This is a genomic window from Mesorhizobium sp. B2-3-6, assembly GCF_006442305.1.
Lineage (GTDB): Bacteria > Pseudomonadota > Alphaproteobacteria > Rhizobiales > Rhizobiaceae > Mesorhizobium.
Genome location: NZ_VFVW01000008.1, coordinates 248691 through 271825, shown reverse-complemented (window position 1 = coordinate 271825; position 23135 = coordinate 248691). Strand labels below are relative to the sequence as shown.

Annotated in this window: 22 protein-coding genes; 17 read left to right on the top strand and 5 right to left on the bottom strand. The window is 63.0% G+C overall.

Features of this window, described 5'->3' with window-relative positions; genetic code table 11:
• Positions 1-86: 86 nt before the first annotated feature.
• Positions 87-1052: a lipoyl synthase gene (gene lipA / locus FJ953_RS23375; RefSeq protein ID WP_140625153.1), complete on the top strand. Its 966-nt coding sequence runs from the start codon at positions 87-89 to the stop codon at positions 1050-1052.
• Between the two features lie 113 nt (positions 1053-1165).
• Positions 1166-1621 carry a type II toxin-antitoxin system RatA family toxin gene (locus tag FJ953_RS23370; protein ID WP_140498563.1) on the top strand — a complete coding sequence of 152 codons (456 nt, stop codon included), beginning with the start codon at positions 1166-1168 and terminating at the stop codon, positions 1619-1621.
• Here FJ953_RS23370 and FJ953_RS23365 read toward each other — a convergent pair.
• Together FJ953_RS23365 and FJ953_RS23360 are read right to left on the bottom strand one after the other, a co-directional pair.
• Positions 1600-2106, bottom strand: coding sequence for a CinA family protein (locus FJ953_RS23365; protein WP_140625152.1), 507 nt, complete (start codon positions 2104-2106; stop codon positions 1600-1602). The genes FJ953_RS23370 and FJ953_RS23365 overlap by 22 nt on opposite strands.
• Positions 2103-3332 (bottom strand): bifunctional 2-C-methyl-D-erythritol 4-phosphate cytidylyltransferase/2-C-methyl-D-erythritol 2,4-cyclodiphosphate synthase, encoded by a 1230-nt coding sequence (locus FJ953_RS23360; RefSeq protein ID WP_140625151.1) that lies wholly within the window; start codon positions 3330-3332, stop codon positions 2103-2105. Before FJ953_RS23360 ends, FJ953_RS23365 begins: the two co-directional genes overlap by 4 nt.
• A gap of 239 nt (positions 3333-3571) precedes the next feature.
• Here FJ953_RS23360 and dusB point away from each other — a divergent pair, with 239 nt between their 5' ends.
• The 8 genes from dusB (at position 3572) to hflX (ending at position 13783) form a co-directional block, all read left to right on the top strand.
• Positions 3572-4594 carry a tRNA dihydrouridine synthase DusB gene (gene dusB, locus FJ953_RS23355; RefSeq protein WP_140625150.1) on the top strand — a complete coding sequence of 341 codons (1023 nt, stop codon included), beginning with the start codon at positions 3572-3574 and terminating at the stop codon, positions 4592-4594.
• Positions 4591-5733: a nitrogen regulation protein NR(II) gene (locus tag FJ953_RS23350; RefSeq protein WP_140625149.1), complete on the top strand. Its 1143-nt coding sequence runs from the start codon at positions 4591-4593 to the stop codon at positions 5731-5733. Before dusB ends, FJ953_RS23350 begins: the two co-directional genes overlap by 4 nt.
• Positions 5730-7190 carry a nitrogen regulation protein NR(I) gene (ntrC, locus tag FJ953_RS23345; RefSeq protein ID WP_140625148.1) on the top strand — a complete coding sequence of 487 codons (1461 nt, stop codon included), beginning with the start codon at positions 5730-5732 and terminating at the stop codon, positions 7188-7190. The genes FJ953_RS23350 and ntrC overlap by 4 nt, the downstream gene beginning before the upstream one ends.
• Positions 7191-7319: 129 nt before the next feature.
• Entirely contained in the window at positions 7320-9605 is a 2286-nt protein-coding gene (locus FJ953_RS23340) for a PAS domain-containing sensor histidine kinase (RefSeq protein WP_181171560.1), read from the top strand.
• A complete protein-coding gene (locus tag FJ953_RS23335; RefSeq protein ID WP_140557244.1) occupies positions 9595-10956 on the top strand; it encodes a sigma-54 dependent transcriptional regulator in 1362 nt (453 codons plus the stop codon). Before FJ953_RS23340 ends, FJ953_RS23335 begins: the two co-directional genes overlap by 11 nt.
• A gap of 183 nt (positions 10957-11139) precedes the next feature.
• Positions 11140-12003 (top strand): D-amino-acid transaminase, encoded by an 864-nt coding sequence (locus tag FJ953_RS23330; protein ID WP_140498570.1) that lies wholly within the window; start codon positions 11140-11142, stop codon positions 12001-12003.
• Between the two features lie 145 nt (positions 12004-12148).
• Positions 12149-12394: an RNA chaperone Hfq gene (gene hfq / locus FJ953_RS23325; RefSeq protein WP_006202172.1), complete on the top strand. Its 246-nt coding sequence runs from the start codon at positions 12149-12151 to the stop codon at positions 12392-12394.
• Positions 12395-13783, top strand: coding sequence for a GTPase HflX (gene hflX, locus FJ953_RS23320; protein ID WP_140498572.1), 1389 nt, complete (start codon positions 12395-12397; stop codon positions 13781-13783).
• Positions 13784-13789: 6 nt separating this feature from the next.
• Here hflX and mazG read toward each other — a convergent pair whose 3' ends face one another.
• Positions 13790-14614: a nucleoside triphosphate pyrophosphohydrolase gene (mazG, locus tag FJ953_RS23315; protein WP_140625147.1), complete on the bottom strand. Its 825-nt coding sequence runs from the start codon at positions 14612-14614 to the stop codon at positions 13790-13792.
• Positions 14615-14703: 89 nt separating this feature from the next.
• Complete coding sequence (locus tag FJ953_RS23310) at positions 14704-15888, bottom strand: amino acid aminotransferase (RefSeq protein WP_140498574.1); 1185 nt, start codon at positions 15886-15888, stop codon at positions 14704-14706.
• A gap of 205 nt (positions 15889-16093) precedes the next feature.
• On the opposite strand from FJ953_RS23310, the gene FJ953_RS23305 reads away from it, so the two are divergent.
• From FJ953_RS23305 to FJ953_RS23285, 5 genes are all read left to right on the top strand, one after another.
• On the top strand, positions 16094-16615 hold the full coding sequence (locus FJ953_RS23305; protein WP_246671044.1) for a sigma-70 family RNA polymerase sigma factor: 522 nt from the start codon (positions 16094-16096) through the stop codon (positions 16613-16615).
• Positions 16612-17382 carry an anti-sigma factor gene (locus FJ953_RS23300; RefSeq protein WP_140625146.1) on the top strand — a complete coding sequence of 257 codons (771 nt, stop codon included), beginning with the start codon at positions 16612-16614 and terminating at the stop codon, positions 17380-17382. The genes FJ953_RS23305 and FJ953_RS23300 overlap by 4 nt, the downstream gene beginning before the upstream one ends.
• Positions 17383-17405: 23 nt before the next feature.
• A complete protein-coding gene (locus FJ953_RS23295; protein WP_140525179.1) occupies positions 17406-18122 on the top strand; it encodes a Bax inhibitor-1/YccA family protein in 717 nt (238 codons plus the stop codon).
• Between the two features lie 205 nt (positions 18123-18327).
• Positions 18328-19212 (top strand): aldose 1-epimerase family protein, encoded by an 885-nt coding sequence (locus FJ953_RS23290; RefSeq protein ID WP_140547595.1) that lies wholly within the window; start codon positions 18328-18330, stop codon positions 19210-19212.
• A gap of 78 nt (positions 19213-19290) precedes the next feature.
• Positions 19291-19683, top strand: a complete 393-nt coding sequence (locus tag FJ953_RS23285) for a GFA family protein (protein ID WP_140498579.1) — start codon at positions 19291-19293, stop codon at positions 19681-19683.
• Positions 19684-19731: 48 nt separating this feature from the next.
• Here FJ953_RS23285 and FJ953_RS23280 read toward each other — a convergent pair whose 3' ends face one another.
• Entirely contained in the window at positions 19732-21249 is a 1518-nt protein-coding gene (locus tag FJ953_RS23280) for a winged helix-turn-helix domain-containing tetratricopeptide repeat protein (RefSeq protein ID WP_181171559.1), read from the bottom strand.
• Between the two features lie 135 nt (positions 21250-21384).
• On the opposite strand from FJ953_RS23280, the gene FJ953_RS23275 reads away from it, so the two are divergent.
• Positions 21385-21645 (top strand): DUF1127 domain-containing protein, encoded by a 261-nt coding sequence (locus FJ953_RS23275; protein ID WP_181167320.1) that lies wholly within the window; start codon positions 21385-21387, stop codon positions 21643-21645.
• 358 nt (positions 21646-22003) lie between these two features.
• Positions 22004-22771 (top strand): putative nucleotide-diphospho-sugar transferase, encoded by a 768-nt coding sequence (locus FJ953_RS23270; RefSeq protein ID WP_210239466.1) that lies wholly within the window; start codon positions 22004-22006, stop codon positions 22769-22771.
• Positions 22772-23135 lie beyond the last annotated feature (364 nt).

The following is a 23135-nucleotide window of genomic DNA, read 5'->3' as shown; positions in this document are numbered from 1 at the left end:
GCAGCCTTTTTCTTTGTGCTGAAAAGTCCTAGATGACGTGTAAGTGACGATCGCCGGCGGCGATCGCAAAGAAAACCAGGGTTCCGATGGTCACCGTCCTCAACACGATCGCCAATGCGCCGCGGCTGCGGCATCCGGAGAAGGCGCACAAGCCCGACCAGGACGTGCTGCGCAAGCCTGACTGGATCCGCGTCAAGGCGCCTGTGTCGAAAGGCTATGCCGAAACCCGCGAGATCGTGAAATCGCACAAGCTGGTGACGGTCTGCGAGGAGGCCGGCTGCCCGAACATCGGCGAGTGCTGGGACAAGAAGCACGCCACCTTCATGATCATGGGCGAGATCTGCACACGTGCCTGCGCCTTCTGCAACGTTGCCACCGGCATCCCGACCGCGCTCGACCCGGACGAGCCGGCACGGGTCGCCCACGCGGTCAAGCAGATGGGCCTCAGCCACGTCGTCATCACCTCTGTCGACCGCGACGACCTCGCTGATGGCGGCGCGCAGCATTTCGCCGACGTCATCCGTGCGATCCGCGCAGCGACGCCCTCGACCACGATCGAGATCCTGACGCCTGATTTCCTACGCAAGGACGGCGCCCTGGAGATCGTCGTGGCCGCCAAGCCGGACGTGTTCAATCACAATTTGGAAACCGTGCCGTCGAACTACCTGACGGTCCGGCCAGGCGCCCGCTATTTCCATTCGATAAGGCTGTTGCAGCGGGTAAAGGAGCTCGACCCTTCGATCTTTACCAAGTCCGGCATCATGGTTGGACTGGGCGAGGAGCGGAACGAAATCCTGCAGCTGATGGACGATCTGCGTTCAGCCAATGTCGACTTCATGACCATCGGCCAGTATCTGCAGCCGTCGAAAAAACACCACCCGGTAATCCGCTTCGTCACCCCGGAGGAGTTCAAGTCCTTCGAGACGATCGGCCGGACCAAGGGCTTTCTTCTGATGGCGTCGAGCCCGCTGACGCGCTCTTCTCACCACGCCGGCGACGATTTCGCCAAGCTGCGCGCCGCGCGCCAAGCGCAGCTCGAGAAATCGCTCTGATGCATGTCGCCCAAAGTGACTTCGGGTTTTGGGAGAACGGCATGCACGAAAACAAAGACTCTAAAGCGCGTCGCATGAGTCTGTGTCGACGAGACGCGCTTTAGAGCCGGTTCATGCCGAAATTCGAAGCCACCCGCCGCGTTTCCCACACACCGGAACAGATGTTCGCCTTGGTCGCCGACATCGAAGCTTATCCGCAATTCCTGCCGCTTTGCGAGGCACTGACGGTGCGCTCGCGCAAGGAGCGTGACGGGCGCACTATCCTCGTCGCCGATATGAGCATCGGCTACAAGGCGATTCGCGAGACCTTCACCACGCAGGTGCTGCTGAAGCCCGACGAGCGTGCGATCGACGTCAAATACATCGACGGTCCGTTCAAATATCTGACCAATGTCTGGCGATTCGACCCTGCCGACGGCGGCTGTGCCGTCTGCTTCTTCATCGATTACGAGTTCAAAAGCCGCATCCTCGGCGCCCTGATGGGCACGATGTTCGACCGTGCTTTCCGTATGTTTTCCGAGGCATTCGAGAAGCGTGCTGATGTCATCTACGGTGCAAAACCGGCGTGAGCATGCCCAAGCGCGTGCAATCCCAGCTTGAGTGCATGGCTGACGGTCTCCTGGCGAATGAAATCACGGCCTTCATCGGCGAACAGCACGCGCTCGGCCGTCACCGGCCGGCCGCTTAGGCCAATCCCGAACCAGACCAGGCCGACCGGTTTTTCCGGCGAGCCGCCGCCCGGTCCGGCAACGCCGGTAACGGCGAGGCTGAGCCCGGCACGGGAGCGCGCCAGCGCGCCGGTTGCCATTTCGATCGCTGTCTCGCGTGAAACCGCGCCATGAGCCTCCAGCGTGGCGGCGGAAACCCCGAGCATGTCCAACTTGGCTTCATTGGAATAGGTGATGAAGCCGCGATCGACCACGGCGGAAGAGCCGGCGATGTCGGTCAGCGCGGCGATGATCATGCCGCCGGTGCAGCTTTCCGCCGTCGCAAGCATGATGCCGCGCTTCTGGCAGGCTTGCAGCAATGCATTTGCCAGTTCGCTGTTGCTCATTCCGGCACCTCGCCGGGAAACACCACGCTCGCCGTGGCGATCGCCGCAATGCCTTCCTCGCGGCCGACGAAACCGAGCTTCTCGTTGGTTGTCGCCTTGATGGAGATGCGGTCCGCAGAGATGGCTAGCATCTGCGACAGGGCAGCCGTCATCGCCTCGCGATGTGGGCCGACGCGTGGCGCCTCGCAGATCAGCGTGATGTCGGCATTGGCGATGCGGCCGCCGCGCGCGCGCACCAGCTTTGCCGCATGTTCTACGAAAATCCGGGAGGCAGTACCCTTCCACTGCGGGTCGGAGGGTGGGAAATGCGTGCCGATATCGCCGGCGCCGCAGGTCGCCAGCAGCGCATCGGTAAGGGCATGGAGCCCGACATCGGCATCGGAATGGCCGGACAGTTTCTTGTCATGCGGAATGGCGATGCCGCACAGCGTGACGTGGTCGCCAGGCTCGAACGCGTGGACGTCGTAGCCATTGCCGGTTCTGATATCGGGAAAGCGCATGCGCTCGCTGGAAAGTCGTTGGTCCGCCATGGCGATGTCCCGTGCCCAGGTGAGTTTGACGTTGTCCGGCGAGCCGGGAACGAGTTTGACCGGCATCTGCATCCACTCGGCGATCGCGGCGTCGTCGGTAAAGTCGGTTTTGCCGCTGTTATAGGCTTCCTCATGCATGGCCATAATCGCCAGGAATGGGAAACCCTGCGGCGTTTGCGCCGCGTGAAGCCCGCTCCGGGAAACCGTTTCGGCGACCATCCCGGCGGCGGATTCGCGTTTCAGCGTATCGGCGACGGGCAGCGCCGGGAGCGCGCCCTCGCGCTCGCCGATGGCTGCGATCGTACGGTCGATCAGATCCGCGTCGACGAAGGGGCGCGCCGCGTCGTGGATGAGAACCTTGTCCGGTGCGTAGCTTCTCAATGCCTGCAGTCCGAGTCGAACCGAGTCTTGCCTGGTGGGGCCACCCGCAATTGCCGTGACGCGATTGGAGTGTGCGCCGACGGCATGTCGAAAAAGTTCGTGATCCTCGGTGTGTATTGCCACGACGAGCGGGCCGATACGCGGATGCGCCAGGAAAATATCGATGACGTGGGCGATGACGGCGCGACCGCCGATCTGCTGATATTGCTTCGGGCCATCGGCCTGTCCGGCACGCGCGCCGCGGCCGGCCGCAACAATAACCACCGCGACCTTGCCGTTGGCCTCCAAAGCCTGATTTTCGCTCGCGTCAGTCATGCCGATTGGCTTAGCGCACGATCCCCAAAAGTGTAATCGGTTTTCGGAGAGATTGTAGGCCGAACAGGAAGCCCTAAAACGTCCATTGCGTGTTCGTGCAAGGCGCGGCGCTTTGCTCGGGACTGCAGCCGAGCTCGGCATTTCCCAATTGCGCCGTAATGTGGCGTCATTCCGCGTTGCACATTGCGGCCGATATGGCTAGAGAATGTGCAGCAAATGAACATGCTTGGTTTTTGTGCATGCTTGACCTGACCAAATTGACCGCACCTCTCGACGTCGGCGGCGTGAGTATCCGCAATCGCGTGTTCCTCGCGCCGATGTCGGGAATTACCGACGAGCCGTTCCGGCGACGCGCCCATGCGCATGGCGCCGGCCTGGTCGTATCCGAAATGGTGGCAAGCGGCGAGCTCGCCAAAGGCAGGGCCGGATGCGACCTGCGCATACGTCATTCGGGCCTGCCCGTCCATATGGTGCAGCTTGCCGGCCGCGAGGCGGCACACATGGCGGAAGGCGCACGCATCGCCGTCGGCGAGGGCGCCGACGTCATCGACATCAATATGGGTTGCCCCGCCAAGAAGGTGACCGGCGGCTATGCCGGCTCGGCACTGATGCAAGACCTCGATCATGCACTGTCGCTGGTCGACGCCGTGGTCGGCGCGGTCGGTGTGCCGGTGACGCTGAAGATGCGGCTCGGCTGGGACGAAACGGCGCTCAACGCGCCTGACCTGGCGCGCCGTGCCGAGCAGGCGGGCGTCAAGATGGTGACAGTGCACGGCCGCACGCGCTGCCAGTTCTATCAGGGCAAGGCTGATTGGCGCGCAATAGCCTGCGTCAAGGCTGCCGTGTCGATCCCGGTCGTCGCCAATGGCGATGTGTCTTCGCCTGCGCAAGCAGCCGCTGTTCTGGAGCAATCCGGCGCCGATGCGGTGATGGTGGGCCGCGCCCACTACGGCGCGCCCTGGACCGCCGGAACCATCGCGGCCGCGGCGGCAGGCGAGCTTGCCCGGCTACCGGAAAGCGCTGCGGAACTGACCGACTACATCATTGCCCATTACGAGGACATGCTTGCGCTCTACGGCGTCGAGAGCGGCCTGCGCCAGGCGCGCAAGCACCTCGGCTGGTATCTGGACCGCCATGCCGGCGCCCTTGCCGACGAAAAGCGCAAGGCCATTCTCACGTCTTTCGACCCCGCGCGGACGATTACCTTGCTTCGCGAGGTGTTTTCCGCCGCCGAGCAAACACCCATGCGGAGCGCCGCATGAACGCCTCCGTCAGCCAGGGCCCGGAAATGGCGGATGCTGCCCAGATCGTGCTCAACACCATCCGCCGTCCGGTCATCATGATCAGTTCGGAGGGGTTCATCACCTTCGCCAACGCCGATGCGGAGGACTTCTTCCGCTCAAGCGCGACGATGCTCGCCCGCAACACGCTGTCAAAGCTCATCCCCTTCGGCAGCCCGCTGCTGACGCTGGTCGACCAGGTGCGCGAGCGCCGGGCCCCCGTCAACGAGTACCGGGTCGACGTGTCGTCTCCGCGTCTCGGCATCGAGAAGGTGGTCGATCTCTATGTTGCCCCGGTGCCGGAGTTTCCAGGCTCCGTCGTGGTGATGTTCCAGGAACGGTCGATGGCCGACAAGATCGACCGGCAGATGACGCATCGCGGCGCGGCGCGCTCGGTGACCGGTCTGGCGGCGATGCTGGCTCACGAAATCAAGAACCCGCTCTCCGGCATCAGGGGCGCTGCCCAGCTGCTTGAACTGTCCGCTTCGGACGAAGATCGCGCGCTGACGCGGCTGATAACCGACGAGACCGATCGCATCGTGTCGCTGGTCGATCGCATGGAGGTGTTTTCCGACGAGCGGCCGATCGACCGCTATCCCGTCAACATCCATGTCGTGCTCGACCATGTGAAGGCGATCGCAAAGAACGGTTTTGCTAAAAAAATCAAGATATTGGAGGATTATGATCCTTCATTGCCTCCGGTTTTCGCCAACCGCGACCAACTCATCCAGGTGTTCCTAAACCTGGTCAAGAACGCCGCCGAGGCGATCGGCGGCGACCCCCAAGGTGAAATCGTCCTGTCGACGGCCTTCCGGCCGGGCATTCGCGTTTCGGTTCCAGGCACTCAGGATCGTGTGTCGCTGCCGCTCGAGTTCTGCGTGCGCGACAACGGTTCCGGTGTTTCGGAGGACATCCTGCCGATCCTGTTCGATCCCTTCATCACCACCAAGCCGAACGGCTCGGGACTGGGCCTCGCGCTGGTGGCCAAGATCGTCGGTGAGCATGGCGGCATCATCGAATGCGAATCGACGCCGCGCGCGACGATGTTCCGCATCCTGATGCCGGCCTGGAAGGAAACGGCGCTGGGCGCCGATGAAGACGCTGAAGGAGACCCCAAATGACCGTTCGCGGCAATATTCTCGTCGCCGACGACGATGCGGCGATCCGTACGGTCCTCAATCAGGCCCTTTCGCGTGTCGGCCATGAGGTGCGCGTGACCTCCAATGCCTCGACCCTGTGGCGCTGGGTGGCGGCGGGCGAGGGCGATCTCGTCATCACCGACGTGGTGATGCCGGACGAGAACGCATTCGACATGCTGCCGCGTATCAAGAAAGCACGGCCGGAGCTGCCCGTCATCGTCATGAGCGCCCAGAATACGTTCATGACGGCGATCCGTGCCTCCGAGACCGGCGCCTACGAATATCTGCCGAAGCCGTTCGATCTCACCGAGCTCCTCAACATCGTCAACCGGGCGCTGTCGGAGCCGCGGCGCCCCAAGATCGACGTGCGGCCAGAAGAGCAGCCCGAGACCATGCCGCTGGTCGGCCGCTCGGCCGCCATGCAGGACATCTATCGCATGCTGGCGCGCATGATGCAGACCGACCTGACGGTGATGATTTCGGGCGAATCGGGCACCGGCAAGGAGCTGGTGGCGCGTGCGCTGCACGAATATGGCCGCCGCCGTGGCGGCCCTTTCGTTGCCATCAACATGGCGGCCATCCCGCGCGACCTGATCGAATCGGAACTGTTCGGCCATGAGAAGGGCGCCTTCACCGGTGCGCAGAACCGCTCAACCGGCCGCTTCGAACAGGCCGAAGGTGGCACGCTGTTCCTTGACGAGATCGGCGACATGCCGATGGAAGCGCAGACGCGCCTGCTGCGCGTGCTTCAGCAGGGCGAATACACGACCGTCGGCGGCCGCACGCCGATCAAGACCGACGTGCGTATCGTCGCCGCCACCAACAAGGATTTGCGCACGCTGATCAACCAGGGGCTCTTCCGCGAGGATCTTTTCTATCGCCTCAATGTCGTGCCCCTCAGGCTCCCGGCACTGCGCGAGCGCTCCGAGGACGTGCCGGACCTCGTCCGGCACTTCTTCAAGCTCGGCGAGATGGAGGGTCTCCAGACCAAGCGTATCTCGTCGGGCGGCATCGAATTGATGAAGCGCTATCCCTGGCCGGGCAATGTGCGCGAACTGGAAAACCTGGTCCGCAGGCTCGCCGCGCTCTATTCACAGGACGAGATTTCCTCCGAGATCATCGAGGCGGAACTCAAGACCGGCGAGCGTCCCGTGGTGCCGGGCGGCGGCAACCTCATTCCCGACGACCTGTCCATCGGCCAGGCGGTCGAGCATTTCCTGCAGCGCTATTTCACCTCGTTTGCCGGCGAATTGCCGCCTGCCGGCCTCTACCAGCGCATTCTCTCGGAGGTCGAGTATCCGCTGGTGCTGGCCTCGATGACCGCGACGCGCGGCAACCAGATCAAAGCCGCGGAACTGCTGGGGCTCAACCGCAACACGCTGCGCAAGAAGATTCGCGAACTGGGCGTCAACGTCTACAAATCGTCACGCCAGGCCTGAGCCGGGATAGAGCCGAAGCGCTTTTCCGGGGGACTGTCAGCGAAAGATTTCCGTCCAGGCCACACTTGTTGCATAATCGCCACAATGCGTTGCATAGATCCGACGCAATCACTGGCTCTAGACGGCGACATGGCTTCGCAGGCTCCGACACCGAACGAACCGCTTTTCAACGACCCCGGCACGCGTGACGGGCGCCGGCTGCTGGCGCTGCCCGGCGTGGTGGCGGTCGTCGGTGCGCTGGTGATGGCGGCCATTTCGTTCGCTATTCTGGTCGGCGCGACGCCCATTGCGCCCGACGCCAGGACAACCTGGGCGCTGATCGCGCTCAACGCCGTCTTCGTCCTGTTGCTGAGCGCACTGATCGGCCGGGAGGTGCATCGCATCGTCATGGCGCGCCGGCATGGTAAGGCAGCCTCGCGGCTGCATGTGCGCATCGTGGCCATGTTCGCGCTCGTCGCCGCCATCCCCGCCATCATGGTGGCGATCATTGCGTCCATCACGCTCGATATCGGTCTCGACCGCTGGTTCGAGATTCGCACCAAGACGATCGTCAATTCGTCGCTTTCCATCGCCGATGCCTATGTGCAGGAAAACGCGCGCAACCTGCAGGGCACGACGCTGTCGATGGCCTATGACCTCGACGCGTCGCGCACGCTTTACGGCCTCGACCGAATTGGCTTCCTCGATCTGATGAGCAAGGAGGCGGTGGGCCGCTCGCTGGCGCATGCCGCGCTGATCAAGCCCGACGGCTCCTTCGTGATGAGCGCCAAGACCGATGCCGACTTCGCCATGCCGGAACCGCCGGAGGGAGCGGTCGCCAGCGCCACGGACGGCAAGCCGGTTCTGATCGAGCCGCGCACGCGCAACATCATGGGCGCCATCGTCAAGCTGCGTGAGATCGAGGGGCTCTACCTCTACACGATCCGGCTGGTCGATCCCGAGGTGATAAAGGCGCGCCAGATCGTCAGATCGAACACCGACGAATATCGCAATCTCGAAGACAACAGGCGCACTTCGCAGGTGGCTTTCGCGTTGCCTTATCTGTCGTTGACTTTGATTATCATCCTATCGGCAATCTGGACCGGCATTGCCGTGGCCGACCGGCTGGTGCGGCCGATTCGTCAGCTCATCGGCGCTGCCGACGAGGTCGCGACCGGCAATCTTGACGTCGCCGTGCCGGTGCGGCCGTCCGACGGCGACGTTGCCTCGCTCGGCAATACTTTCAACAAGATGCTGCAGGAATTGAAATCGCAGCGCAACGAGATCCTGTCGGCCAAGGATCTGATCGACGAGCGACGGCGCTTTTCGGAAGCGGTGCTGGCCGGTGTCACCGCCGGCGTCATCGGCGTCGACCCCTATGGCATCGTCACCATCGTGAACCGCTCGGCCGAGTCCATGCTGGCCATTTCGGCCAGTGCGGCGCTGGGGCAGAACCTTTCCGCCATTCTCCCGCATGTCGGCCGCGTCTTCGAGATCGGCCGCCAATCGGGCAAGCCCGTCTATCGCGAGCAGGTGACGTTTTTCCGCGCCGGCACGGAGCGGACTTTCAACGTGCAGATCACCATCGAGGCCGGCGATAACGGCACGGAGGAGAAATCCTACGTCGTGACGGTCGACGACATCACCGATCTGGTCCAGGCGCAGCGCTCCTCTGCCTGGGCCGACGTGGCGCGCCGCATCGCCCATGAGATCAAGAACCCGCTGACGCCGATCCAGCTTTCAGCCGAGCGCATCAAGCGCCGCTACGGCAAGGTCATCACCGAGGACCGCGAGGTGTTTGACCAGTGCACTGACACGATCATCCGGCAGGTCGAGGATATCGGTCGCATGGTCGACGAATTCTCCGCTTTCGCGCGCATGCCGAAGCCCGAGATGAAGTCCATAGACCTGCGTGAATCCCTGCGCGAGGCCTCCTTCCTGGTCGAGGTGAGCCGTTCCGACATCACGTTCGAGCGCATATTCGGCAACGAACCGCTCAAGGGTACTTTCGACAGCCGCCTGTTGGCGCAGGCCTTCGGCAACGTGATCAAGAACGCTGCCGAAGCGATCGACGGGCTGGAACAGAAGGACGGTTCGCACGGCATAATCCGGATTCAAGCCGGACGTCAGAATGGCGCGATTCGCATCGATGTCATCGACAATGGCAAAGGCCTGCCGCGGGAGAATCGTCAGCGGCTGCTGGAGCCCTACATGACCACGCGTGAGAAGGGCACGGGCCTTGGTCTCGCCATCGTCAAGAAGATCGTGGAGGACCATGGCGGTAGGCTGGAGCTCCACGATGCGCCTGCGGATTTCCACGGCGGGCGCGGCGCGATGATCAGCATCATCCTGCCACCTGCGGCCGTGGCGCCAGCGCGCGGCGAAAGCAGGACGGAACACGAAAGAGAAACTGAAAAGGTCGGTAATGGCGTCTGATATTCTGATCGTCGATGACGAGGAAGACATCCGTGAGCTCGTCGCAGGCATACTGAGCGACGAAGGTCACGAAACCCGCACGGCATCCGATGCCGACACCGCGCTGGCGGCCATCGCCGACCGAGCCCCGCGGCTGATTTTCCTCGACATCTGGTTGCAGGGTTCGCGCCTGGACGGCCTGGCTTTGCTGGACGAGATCAAGACCATGCACCCCAACCTGCCGGTGGTGATGATTTCGGGCCATGGCAACATCGAAACTGCGGTCTCCGCCATCAGACGCGGCGCTTATGACTTCATCGAGAAGCCCTTCAAGGCGGACAGGCTGATTCTGATTGCCGAGCGTGCGCTGGAAACCTCCAAGCTGAGGCGCGAGGTTTCCGATCTCAAGCTGCGCAGCGGCGAGACCTTCGACCTGATCGGCATGTCGTCGGCGATGAGCCAGTTGCGCCAGACCATCGAGCGCGTCGCGCCGACCAACAGCCGCGTCATGATCATTGGCCCCTCGGGATCTGGCAAGGAGCTGGCCGCGCGCGCCATCCACACGCTGTCGGCGCGCAAGAGCGCGCCTTTCGTGACGCTGAGCGCCGCCAACATCACGCCCGAACGCATGGAGATCGAACTGTTCGGCACCGAATCGAACGGCGTCGAGCGCAAGGTCGGCGCCCTGGAGGAAGCCCATCGCGGCATCCTCTACATCGATGAGGTGGCCGACATGCCGCGCGAGACGCAGAACAAGATCCTGCGTGTGCTGGTCGAACAGCAGTTCGAGCGCGTCGGCGGCACCAAACGGGTCAAGGTCGATGTCCGCATCATCTCCTCGACGTCGCAGAACCTGGAGGCGATGATCGCCGATGGCCGTTTCCGCGAGGATCTTTACCATCGCCTTGCGGTGGTACCGGTGACGGTGCCGGGACTTGCCGAGCGGCGCGAGGACATTCCTTATCTCGTTGACAATTTCATGAAGCAGATCGCCCGTCAGGCCGGAATCAAGCCGCGCCGCATCGGCGATGACGCCATGGCGGTGCTGCAGGCGCACAATTGGCCAGGCAATGTTCGCCAATTGCGCAACAATGTCGAACGGCTGATGATCCTGGCGCGCGGCGAGGATGTCGATGCGCCGATCACCGCCGACCTGTTGCCATCCGAAATCGGCGATGTCATGCCCCGCACGCCGAACCAGTCGGACCAGCACATCATGGCGCTGCCGCTGCGCGAGGCGCGCGAACAATTTGAGAAGGACTATCTGATCGCCCAGATTAACCGGTTCGGCGGCAACATTTCGAAAACGGCCGAGTTCATCGGCATGGAGCGTTCCGCGCTGCACCGCAAGCTGAAGTCGCTCGGCGTCTGACTGATATCTTGAGCGGTTCGGCGTTTGATGCATTGCCGGCCCGGTTCGATACCTTGCTCAAGCAGTTCCGGCCGGAAAACCGTTACACGCTTTCTGGAGTTGCTTCAGTGGCCCACGCGATTATCCATCACTGTTGAGGCGGAATCGCTTAAACAAGCCGAAGCAGATCCCCCGAGGTGACAAATGCCGCGTATTGCCTATGTGAACGGGCGCTACACCGCTCATGCCGATGCCGCTGTGCATATCGAAGACCGTGGCTACCAGTTCGCCGACGGCGTTTACGAGGTCTGCGAAGTGGCGCGCGGCTTCATCGTGGACATGCCGCGTCACCTCGCCCGGCTGAACCGTTCGCTGAGCGAGCTGTCGATCGGCTGGCCCGTCACCCCAGGCGTCCTGCCGCTCATCATGCGCGAAGTGGTCAATCGCAACCATGTCGTCAACGGCCTGGTTTACGTTCAGGTCACACGCGGCGTCGCCAGCCGCGACTTCGCCTTCCCCTCGGCTGATACCAGGCCGTCGCTGGTGATCACCGCCAGGAAGCTGGATCCCGCTGCTGGAGCCAAGCGGGCCGAGACCGGTATCGCCGTCATCACCGTGCCCGAGAATCGCTGGGATCGCGTCGACATCAAGAGCACCGGCCTGCTAGCCAATGTGTTAGCCAAGCAGAAGGCCAAGGAAGCTGGCGCGCAGGAAGCCTGGTTCGTGGATACGGACGGCAACGTCAAGGAAGGCGGGTCGTCGAATGCCTGGATCGTCACCAGGGACGGCGTTCTGGTCACCAGGCCCGCCGAGCACGGTATTCTGCGCGGCATAACCCGCACCACCATGTTTGAAGTGGCGGCCAAGCTCGGACTCAAGATCGAGGAACGCGGTTTTTCCGTCGCCGAGGCCAAGGCGGCGAGGGAGGCTTTCATCAGTTCCGCGACCACGATCGCCATGCCGGTCGTGGCCATAGACGGCGACCCGATCGCCAACGGCCACCCCGGCTCGATAACACTTTCGTTGCGGCAAGCCTTTTTTGACATTGCGGAAAAAAGTCCAGCCTGATAACCGCACAGGTGGAATGAACATCAATATATCTCGTTCTGCTTGTCGTTACTGACGACAAGACGGTGTTTGCGCGCTTGACATGTGCTGGTTAATTTGGCGCATTGGCCTGCAAACCGAAGGGGATCGGCGAAAGACAAGAACAATGGCGGAACGATCGCAAAACCTTCAGGACCTGTTCCTGAACTCTGTTCGCAAGAGCAAGAACCCGCTCACCATCTTTCTCATCAACGGCGTGAAGCTGACCGGCGTCGTCACTTCATTCGACAATTTCTGCGTCCTGCTGCGCCGCGACGGCCACTCCCAGCTCGTCTACAAGCACGCCATTTCCACGATCATGCCGAGCCAGCCGGTTCAGATGTTCGATGGCGAGGAAAGCCAGGGCGCCTGATTGGCACGTGAGAAGGACCCGGACCGCAGCGTTCGCGGAAAATCAGCACATCAGCCGGGGACGGAGGCCGAGGGTCCGACCCGGGCAGTTGTCATCGTGCCGGTGCTTACCCGCCAGCCGCGCGGCGAGGACGACACCAACCGTCCGCGGCTGACGCGCTCAGCCGAGGCCCGTCACGACGAGGCGGTCGGTCTTGCCCGCGCCATCGATCTCGATCTGATCCACACGGCCGTGGTTACCGTCAACGATCCACGTCCGGCGACCTTGCTCGGCAGCGGCAAGGTCGAGGAGTTGGCGGAGATCGTCAAGGAAGGGCATGCGGAGGTGGTCATCGTCGATCATCCGCTGACGCCGGTGCAGCAGCGCAACCTCGAGAAGGAATTCAACGCCAAGGTGCTGGACCGCACCGGGCTGATCCTCGAGATCTTCGGCGAGCGCGCCCGCACCAAGGAAGGCACGCTGCAGGTCGAGCTTGCCCATCTCAACTACCAGAAGGGCCGGCTGGTGCGCAGCTGGACCCACCTCGAGCGCCAGCGCGGCGGCGCCGGCTTCCTCGGCGGCCCCGGCGAAACCCAGATCGAATCGGACCGGCGCGTCCTGCAGGACAAGATCGTCAAGCTGAAGCACGAGTTGGAGACGGTGCGCCGCACCCGCGACCTGCATCGTGCCAAGCGCAAGAAGGTGCCGTTTCCGGTGGTGGCCATCGTCGGCTACACCAATGCCGGAAAATCGACGCTGTTCAACAAGCTGACCGGGGCAGGGGTGCTGGCGCAGGACATGCTGTTCGCCACGCTCGATCCGACGCTGCGCCGCGTGCGGCTGCCGCACGGCACGCCGATCATCCTCTCGGACACGGTCGGCTTCATCTCGGACCTGCCGACGCATCTCATCGCGGCTTTCCGCGCCACGCTTGAAGAGGTGGTCGAGGCGGATCTCATCATCCATTTGCGCGACATCTCCGATCCTGACACATCCGCCCAGGCCGAGGACGTCGAGCGCATCCTGGCCGATCTCGGCGTCGACGCCGGCGATACCAAGCGGGTCATCGAGGTCTGGAACAAGGTCGACCTGCTCGATGAAGGCAATCGCGCACGGCTGCTTGCCGAGAGTACGGATGCCAAGGCGCCTCCCGTCGCCATATCGGCTGTCACGGGCGAAGGCATCGACGCGCTGAACGCGATCATCGAGACACGCATGTCCGGCGAGCTTGAAGATCTGACGGTGACGATCGGGCCGGCGCAGTTCGGCCTTGTCGACTGGCTTTACCGCAATGGCGATGTCGTTTCGCGAACCGACAATGACGACGGCAGCGCCACCATCTCCCTCAAGGCCACGCAAAGTGCCCGCGAAGAGATCGAAAGCAGATTGCGTCGCAAGAATAACGGCTAACGCCAGTTATTTCGCGCTCTTCGCTTCCTGCCAGAGCGCTTCCATTTCGTCCAGATCAGCCTTTTCCAGCGAGCTGCCGGAATTCTCCAGGGCCTGCTCGACATAGTGGAAGCGCGAACGGAATTTCTCGTTGGTGCCGCTTAGCGCTGCTTCCGAATCGAGCTTCAGGTGACGGCCGAGATTCACGACGGCAAACAGCATATCGCCGAATTCATCCTTGATCTCCGCGGTTTGGCCTTTGGCCAGCGCCTCGCGCAATTCGCGGATCTCTTCCTCGATCTTGTCGAGGATGGGGGCTGCCTCGCTCCAGTCGAAACCGACGCGGGCGGCCTTCTCCTGAAGCTTCAATGCCCGCGTCAGTGCGGGCAGGGCGACCGGCACGCTGTCCAGAAACCCCTTGCCGTTGTCTTCCGGGTCGAGTCCGCGCGCGAGACGGGCGCTACGCTTCTCGGTCTTCTCTTGTGCCTTGATCTTCTCCCACATGCCCTTGGCCATGCCGGCACTGCGGGCCTGTTCGTCGCCGAAGACGTGTGGATGGCGGCGGATCATCTTCGTGGTGATGGCCTGGACCACGTCGCCGAAAGCGAACTCGCCGGCTTCCTCAGCCATCCGCGCGTGGTACACGACCTGCAAAAGGAGATCGCCGAGTTCGTCGCGCAGATCGTCGAGATCGCCGCGCGCGATGGCGTCGGCCACCTCATAGGCCTCCTCGATCGTGTAAGGCGCGATGGTCGAGAAATCCTGTTCGATATCCCAGGGACAGCCGGTCTTTGGCGCACGCAGCGCCGCCATGATTTCGATCAGGCGCGAAATGTCTTTCGATGGCTTCATGCGGCGGATGCTATCGCGCGGTCCGCCGCGCGGCCAATGCTGTCGGCGGGCGAAGCGGGCTTGTCCACAACTGCGCCGGACAAGTCCAGTCAGTCGAGCACGGAAACGATCGCCTTGGCGAGCTTGTCCATGCCGTCTTCCGGCAGGCCGGCGACATTGATGCGGCTGTCGCCGACCATGTAGACGCCATATTCCGCGCGCAGCCGTTCGACCTGCGCTTCCGTGAGCCCAAGCCGGGAAAACATGCCGCGATGGCTGGCGACGAAATCGAAGCGGTCGGAATTGGACTGCCGGCGCAGCGCCTCAGCGAATTGCACCCGAAGTCTCAGCATGCGCAGGCGCATCTCCTCGAGCTCGGCTTCCCAGTCCGCGCGCAAGACCGCGTCCTCGAGCACGATGCGCACTGCCGCTGCGCCGTGGTCCGGCGGCATCGAATACATGGCACGAGCCGCCGACAGCATCTGGCCCAGCGCCACGTCGGCCTGCGCGCTGTCCCTGGCCAGGATCATCGCCGCGCCGACACGGTCGCGGTAGACGGCGAAGTTCTTCGAGCAGCTGGACGCGACGACCATTTCCGGAACTTTTTCGGCCAGCAGCCGCAGTCCGCCGGCATCGGCCTCGAGGCCATCGCCAAAGCCCTGATAGGCAATGTCGACAAACGGCAGCAGGCCGCGCTCGACGACGAGATCGGTGACAGCGGCCCACTGCGCGATGTCCAGATTGGCGCCGGTCGGGTTGTGGCAGCAGCCATGCAGCAGCACCACGTCGCCGCCCTTCGCCGTGCGCAGTGCTGCCAGCATGTCGTCGAAGCGAACGGCGCCCGATGTCGCGTCGAAATAGGGATATTCACGGATTTGCAGCCCGGCGGCGCGCATCACTGGCATGTGGTTCGGCCAGGTGGGATCGGACAACCAGACCGTCGCATCGGCGCGGGTTCGCTTCAAAAGCTCGGCCACCAGCCGCAATGCGCCGGAGCCGCCCGGCGCCTGCGCGGCACGGATCCGCGTCATGTCTGCGTCCGCACCGAAGGCGAGCCTGGCCATCACGGTATTGAACCCGGTGTCGCCGGCGAGGCCGAGATAAGTCTTGGTGTCCTGACCCTGCAGCAGCCGCTTCTCCGCCTCGCGCACGGCCCGCATGACCGGCGTCTTGCCGTCGCGATCCTTGTAGACGCCGACACCGAGGTCGACCTTGTCGGGTCGAGGATCGGCACGATAGAGGCCGATCAGGGCAAGGATCTTGTCGGCGGCAGCCGGCTGAAGGTTTTCAAACATCTGCATGGTTCCGTTGGCGCGGCGGAGTGATACGCAAATCGAACCCCTTGCACCAGCGGTTTTAACTCGCGCCAGCCTGAATCGCATAGCCTGGCATCGCTGCGAGCCACCTCCGCGGCTGCATATCTGCGGCGTTTCGCGAAAAAATCTGCAGGGCCGGGATTAAAACCCCCACATGTTCCGTAAACAGGGCATGAAACGGTCGATGCCACGCTTCGATATCGTCGGACAACTCGGTTCGCTCAGGCGTTACGCGCGCTCGCTGACGCGCGACGGTGCCGATGCCGAGGATCTCGTGCATGACGCTCTTGTGCGCGCCTATGAGCGGCGCGGCACCTTCCGCTCGGGCGGAAATTTGCGCGCCTGGCTGCTGTCCATCGTCCACAACACGTTCGTCGACCGCATGCGCTCGCGACGCTCTGAAGCAGCGCGCATCGAACAGGCTGGATACCTTGCGGATGGCAGCGCGCCGGCGCCGCAGGAGCATTCGGTGCGCCTGGGCCAGGTGCGCGATGCTTTTTTCAGCCTGCCCGAAGAACAGCGCTCGGCCCTGCATCTCGTCGCCATTGAGGGCCTTTCCTACAGCCAGGCGGCCGATGCCAGCGGCGTGCCACTCGGAACACTGATGTCGCGCATCGGTAGGGCGCGCGCCGCGCTTCGGAAGATGGAGGAGGGGGCTCCGACGAAGGCGAAAAATCACCTCAGGATCGTTGGAGGCCCGTCATGACAGGAACTATCGACCCCGTGACGGACGCTGATCTCGACGCCTATGTCGACGATCAGCTCGACGTCTCGCGCCGTATCGAAGTCGAGGCCTTCCTCTCCGCCCGGCCGGAAGAGGCCGCGCGTGTGATGTCTGATCTCAGGATGCGGGACGAACTGCGCGTGGCGCTGGCCGGATCAGGCATGGCGAGGCCGGTGACGACCGATGCCGCGCGGCGCCTGGAGAGGGGACTTGCCCGGGGCCGCATCTTCGGCGTCTTGCAACGTGCCGCGGCGGTGGCCGCTTTCGTCGCTGCCGGCTGGCTGGCTAACGGCTTCGTCGGGCCGATGTCTGTGACCAGGGTCGTCGCCTCGCCGCAGCCGCCCGCCTATGTCGACGAGGCGGTGCGCGCGCACAGGACGACCCTTGTGCGCGAAAGCATGTCTTCGCAGGCCGAGGCGCCAAACTACAATGCCGGCGAAATCCGCGCGGCGACGGCCATCGTCATGCCGTCCTTGCCCAAGGACTGGAAGGTCCGCGACGTGCAGGTCTATCCATCGCGCTTCGGCCCCAGCGTCGAGATGGCGGTCGAGACCAAGGAGATGGGCCTGGTGTCGCTGTTCGCGATACGGCCGGGAACCTTCGACGTGGTCAAGCCGACCGTCGCGCCCTCGGGCGACATTTCCTCGGCCTATTTCCAGATCGGCGAGGTCGCTTATGCGGTGGTCGCGCAAAGCCAGGTCCGCGACCTCGACCGCGCCGCCGAGACGCTTGCGAGAACGCTTTACTGATCCGTTCACAAAGGAGAATGCAAATGAACACGCCCAACCTGGGATACCGCGTCGGCACCGGCGCCCAAAGCGGCGCCCTCTACGACGAGGGCCTGCGCCAGCACATGCTGCGCGTCTACAACTATATGGGCCTCGGCCTCGTGGTCACCGGCCTCATCGCGTTCATGGTGTCGTCGACGCCCGCGCTCTACGTGCCAATCTTTTCCAGCCCGCTGAAATGGGTGGTGATGCTGGCGCCGCTCGCCTTCGTCCTGCTGTTCTCGTTCAAGATGCAGACGATGTCGGCGGCAAGCGCGCAGGCGATGTTCTGGGCCTTCTGTGCGGTCATGGGTCTGTCGTTGGCCTCCGTCTTCCTGGTTTTCACCGGAACCAGCATCGCGCGCACTTTCTTCATCGCCGCCACCATGTTCGGCGCCACCAGCCTCTACGGCTACACGACCCGGCGTGACCTGACCCAGTTCTCGTCCTTTCTGATCATGGGCCTGATCGGCGTGGTGATTGCCAGCATCGTCAACATCTTTCTCGGCTCGACCGCTTTGCAGTTCGCCATCTCGGTGATCGGCATCGCCGTGTTCATCGGCCTGACCGCCTGGGACACGCAGTCGATCAAGGAACAGTATGCGGAGAACTTCGACGCGGAGTCGCGGCAGAAGCTGGCCGTTTTCGGCGCCTTCTCGCTCTACCTCAACTTCGTCAACATCTTCCAGCTGTTGCTGAACTTCACCGGCGAGCGGGAATAGTCCGAACTGTAGCAGGCAACACCTTGCATCTTGCCGTGGCCGGAGGGAAATCTCCGGCCACTCTTCATTTGAGACGGCGCCTTGCCCGCTTGTGCCATCGCACGTTCATCGTGACTGTGTGAAACGCAATGCAAACCGCCGCCTTGAGTTCACGCCTGGCCATTTGCTAGCCTGCCGGCCAAGCAAAGACAAACCGCGAGAACATATGGCACAGGACAGCCAGACACTTCATGGCGACGACATCTCGGCCGTTATAGTCGGGCAGGGGGCCGAACTGGTCTCGCTGCGGGATGCGGATGGGCTGGAGCTTGTGTGGCAGGCCGGACCGGCCTGGCGCCGTCATTCCCCGGTGTTGTTTCCGATCGTCGGCCGGCTGAAGGGCGACCAACTGCGCCATCGCGGCCAGACCTATCCGATGACGCAGCACGGCTTCGCCCGCGATAAGTCGTTTGCCTGGGCGGAGAGGGGTTCTCGGTCCTGCATGCTGGTGCTCACCGACGACGCGGAGACCCGAACGCACTACCCCTTCGCCTTCCGTCTGGCGGTAACCTACACTCTCGACGGCCGGCAGCTTGGCGTCACGTTCGAGATCACCAACACCGGCGACGAGCCGCTACCGGCGTCGATCGGGGCGCACCCGGCATTCAACTGGCCGCTGCTGCCGGACCTGCCCAAGGAGGCCTACCGCCTGACCTTTGCAAAGCCCGAGCATGCGCCGATCCGCCGTCTCAAGGACGGGTTACTGCTGGCGGCAAGGCAGCCGACGCCCATCGAGGGCAACATTCTCGCTTTGTCGGATCGGCTGTTTGACGAGGATGCCTTGATCCTGGACCAGCCTTCCAGCACCGCTGTGCGTTACGGTGCCGATCGTGGTCCGGCGATCGAGATGCATTGGAACGGATTCCGGGAATTGGGCGTCTGGTCAAAGCCGGGCGGCGCGCCATTCCTCTGCATCGAACCCTGGCACGGCCTCGCCAGCCCGGTGGATTTCGATGGCGAATTCGCCGACAAGCCAGGAGTGATGCTGATCGAGCCGGCCGGAAGGCGCGTGCTCGGCTATCGGATCGAACTTCAACCGCAGACGCATTAGCTGAAAGGCTGGCGTCGCGTTCATGGATGGTGGAGTTGTTCGTAAACATCCAGCTCGCTTGATTTGGAGGAATGCAGCATGGACCGATTCACCGGCGGTTGCCTGTGCGGCAACGTCCGAATTGTGGCGACTGGACGCCCATACCGGGTGGGCCTTTGTCACTGTCTCGACTGCCGCAAGCATCACGGGGCGCTTTTTCATGCTTCCGCGATTTTCCCTCAGGATGCGGTGACGATCGATGGCGAAACCCGTGACTACGCCGGGCGGTTCTTCTGTCCCCGTTGCGGCTCGACCATTTTTGGTCGCACCGCCGACGAAATCGAAGTGAACCTGGGATCCCTGGATGCCCCGGACCAACTGACGCCAACGTACGAAAGCTGGATCGTCCGTCGCGAAACCTGGTTGCCGCCGTTTCCGCTCACGAGACGATATGAGCGCGATCGTGACGCCACGGGTCGGTTCGAAGAGTAGGCGGCACGAACGGCGGGAAGGCGCCATGACCAAGGGACCGGCGGCGCTTCAATCCGGAAGGCCGGCCTTGCGGAAGCCATCGACGAAATGGTCGAGCATCGCCGGATCGCGGAAGGGCTCCGTCCAGACCCAATGGCTGGTGGTGAAATGCGGATTGCCGACGAGGAACAGTTCGACTTCCGCGCGCGCCTCGTCGAGCCGGCCGAGCTGCGCGAGGCTGGCCGCCAGGAAGCGGCGTGAGCTGGTGCGGTAAGTCTCGTCCCGGCGCAGTGTCTTGACGGCGGCTTCGTAGTCGCGCGCCGCATATTGCGCCGCGCCGAGCGTCAGATAGTACCAGCTTGCCGGAAACGGGTTGAGCCGGAACGCCTTGCGGATCTGTTCGAGTCCTTCCTCGACCCGCCCGGCCAGCACGGAGATGTCAGACAAAGTCGCCCAGGCATCGGCCTCGTTGGGGTCGAGCTCGAACGTTCTGGCGAACTCGGCATCCGCCTCGGCGAAGTTGCGTTCATAGGCAAGCAGGTTGCCGAGCACCCATCGGCAGCCGGCGTCGTTGGGATCGATCGCCACCGCCTTGCGCGCCAGCTCCAGGGCAATACGGCGGTTGGGTTCCACCGGCTCGCCCCAATGCACCCATCCCATCCAGTGGTTCATGGCAAGCCAGCGATAGGCCTCGGCATAGTCCGGATCGAGCGCGACCGCGCGCGTCAGCATCAGATGCGCCTCCCGCGCGGTCTGCGGCGAATCGTCGATCAGCTTGCGCGCCCGCACGCACAGATCGTAGGCCTCGAGAGTCTTGGGCCGATTGCGCGGCGGCGGCGCGCGCAGCCGGCCAAGCAGCGCCTCCACGATCTTGGCCGTCACCTCGTCCTGAACGGCAAAGATATCGTCCAGGCCGCGATCGAAGCGTTCCGCCCACAGGTGATCGCCGCTCGCCGCGTCGACCAGCTGGGCGTTGATGCGCACGCGCCCCGCGGCACGTCTTGCGCTGCCCTCCAGGAGGTAGCGCACGCCAAGCTCCCGGGCGATCTCGCGCACGTCCGCCGCCTTTCCCTTGTAGGCGAAGGTCGAATTGCGCGCGATGACGAACAGACCCGAGGCCCTGGACAGGTCGGTGATCAGGTCTTCGGTCAATCCGTCGGCGAAGGGCTCCTGTTCGGGGTCGTTGCTGAGATTGACGAAGGGGAGCACGGCTATCGACGGTTTGTCGGGCAGCGGCAAAGCTTTTCGGTTCGCGCCATCGAGGGGTTCGACGATCCCCGTGAAGCGGTAGCCGACGCGCGGAACAGTGGTGATCCATTCACCGCCGTCGGCGGACGGACCAAGCAGCTTGCGCAGCTGCGCGATCTGGACGGTGAGATTGCCTTCCTCGACGGCCGTACCCGGCCACGCCGCATCCATCAGCTTGGCCTTGTCGAGGATTTCGCCAGGCCGCCCGACGAGCGCCGCCAACAGCTTCAGCCCGCGGTAGCCGACGGCAACAGGATCATCGTTCCGAAGCAGCGTTCCCGCATCCGGATCAAGCACGAACGGACCGAAGGCAAAGCGCGATCCCTGCATAAGGCGCATCTATAGCCCGTTTGGAAATTTTGAGAACTATTTGGGAGAGCTTAATTACGGCACTGTTCGCATCCGGCACAATTCAACCTCTTTCAGGTCGAGGTCCCAAGTCGAGGACCCACCCTCAAACCATAGGAGGTTGCCATGAACGATACTCTTGCATGGACGCGGTGTCCGACCGTGCGGCCGAGAATGCCTGTAGTGCTGGCGGAAGCGTCGCGTCGGTACTTGGCGACCCTGCGAAGCATTGTCGCGGCCTGGCACGATCGGACCTGGCGCGAGCGGATACGCTTTCGCTGGGAGCTTGAGCGAATGTCGAAGGACAATCCCCATCTGATCGACGACATCGGATTGACGAGACGACAGGTCGAGGCAGAGCTGGCAAAGCCCTTCTGGCAACGGTAGGCCGAATGCTGCAACCAGAGCGAGCGGAGCTCATTGAAAGTTCTGGGGTAGGGAGGTTGCCTCGAGAAGCCGGGGGCAAACCAGCAGCGCGTCGCCAGATCCAAAGCACGAACTCGCCGAGGTCATCGACCAGGTGGATCCTTACGGCTGCATCATGGCCGGCGAAATGATCTGGTTGAGCGCAAGGACAGGAGTTCCAGACCGCGGCCTCGGCCCAGCTGGCGCCCCTCGTCAACAAAATGGTTGTGGCCCAATGTTTTCTGCGCCGCTACCGATGACTTTATCGCATTGCGAGGCTATTCGGACTTATTGCTATATGCTTGGCGTCTAAATATTCATATCCTAATAAGGCTTCGCGTTGCTCACCCACATTCTTGATTTGTTCCGGGCCACCAAACACAGGCACCGGGAAATGCTCGCTCCCTTCCCGATAAACCCACAGCCGTCCGGCAACCCGGACAAGGCCGGTGAAATCGTGGCGTTCTTTACGATCAACTCCTTCTATGAGACAGAAGCCGCTCGCATGACCGCGTCAGCGTGGCGTCTTGGCCTTTCTGTCCAAGCCCGGCCATTCGCCGACGCTGGATCCTGGGTGCGCAACGCGAGCCTGAAGCCGACATTCCTTGTCAATATGCGTAGGAGGCTTCAGGGACCGCTGCTGTATGTGGACGTCGACACGGTCTTCCATCATGATCCCTGGCCGGAGCTCGCCGGTTTTGATTGCGACATCGCGGTCTATCGCGAAAGTGGCCGGCTGATGGCTGGAACCATCCTCATCAACGATACGCCGGCTGCTCGCGAGATCCTCGCCTTGTGGAAGAAGCGCAGCGATGAAAACCCGGAAGTCTGGGATCAGGTCGTGCTGCAGGAAATCCTCGACGAAGATCAGGCCTCGGCAAGCCCGCGCTATCGCGAAGGCCAGCTCCCGGCGCCGTTCTGCTGGGTGTTCGACCGCCTTGAGAATGGGAAGCCCGATAAGGTCTATATCGAGCAGCTCCAGGCGAGCCGGGAAATCTATGAGCGGCACGCTCGCGGCAAAGCACGCAGAGGTCTCAACCGTCGGCAGGACCGAGTCCGGACCATTGAGCGCATTCTTGACGAACACAGAGAGCGGCTACGCAGGTAGCCGACGACAGCCATTGCTGCAGCTTCGACGCCCTCGCGGGCGGTGACGAAGCGGCTGCCATGTGGCCCGTGATCTGCAAAGCGTTCATTCCAATTCACCAGTTTAGCAGAACGGGCACCAAAAACCGTGTCAGGAGAGTTGAGGTGGGGAGATTGGCTGCGCACAAGCAGGAGCGACATTCCTACCTTGCCGATGTGGCGGCGATGTAGAAATGTCGCCGGTTCTGCAAAGTAGAAATGTCGCATTGGCCGTTCCAAAGGGCAGGGTGCAGCAAGTTAGAAATGCGACAATTAGGCGGACCCTGGCGCCGACGGAGCGCCCGATCGGGCGTAAGCTGGTCGGGGTTGCGCAGCCCGATCGGGTG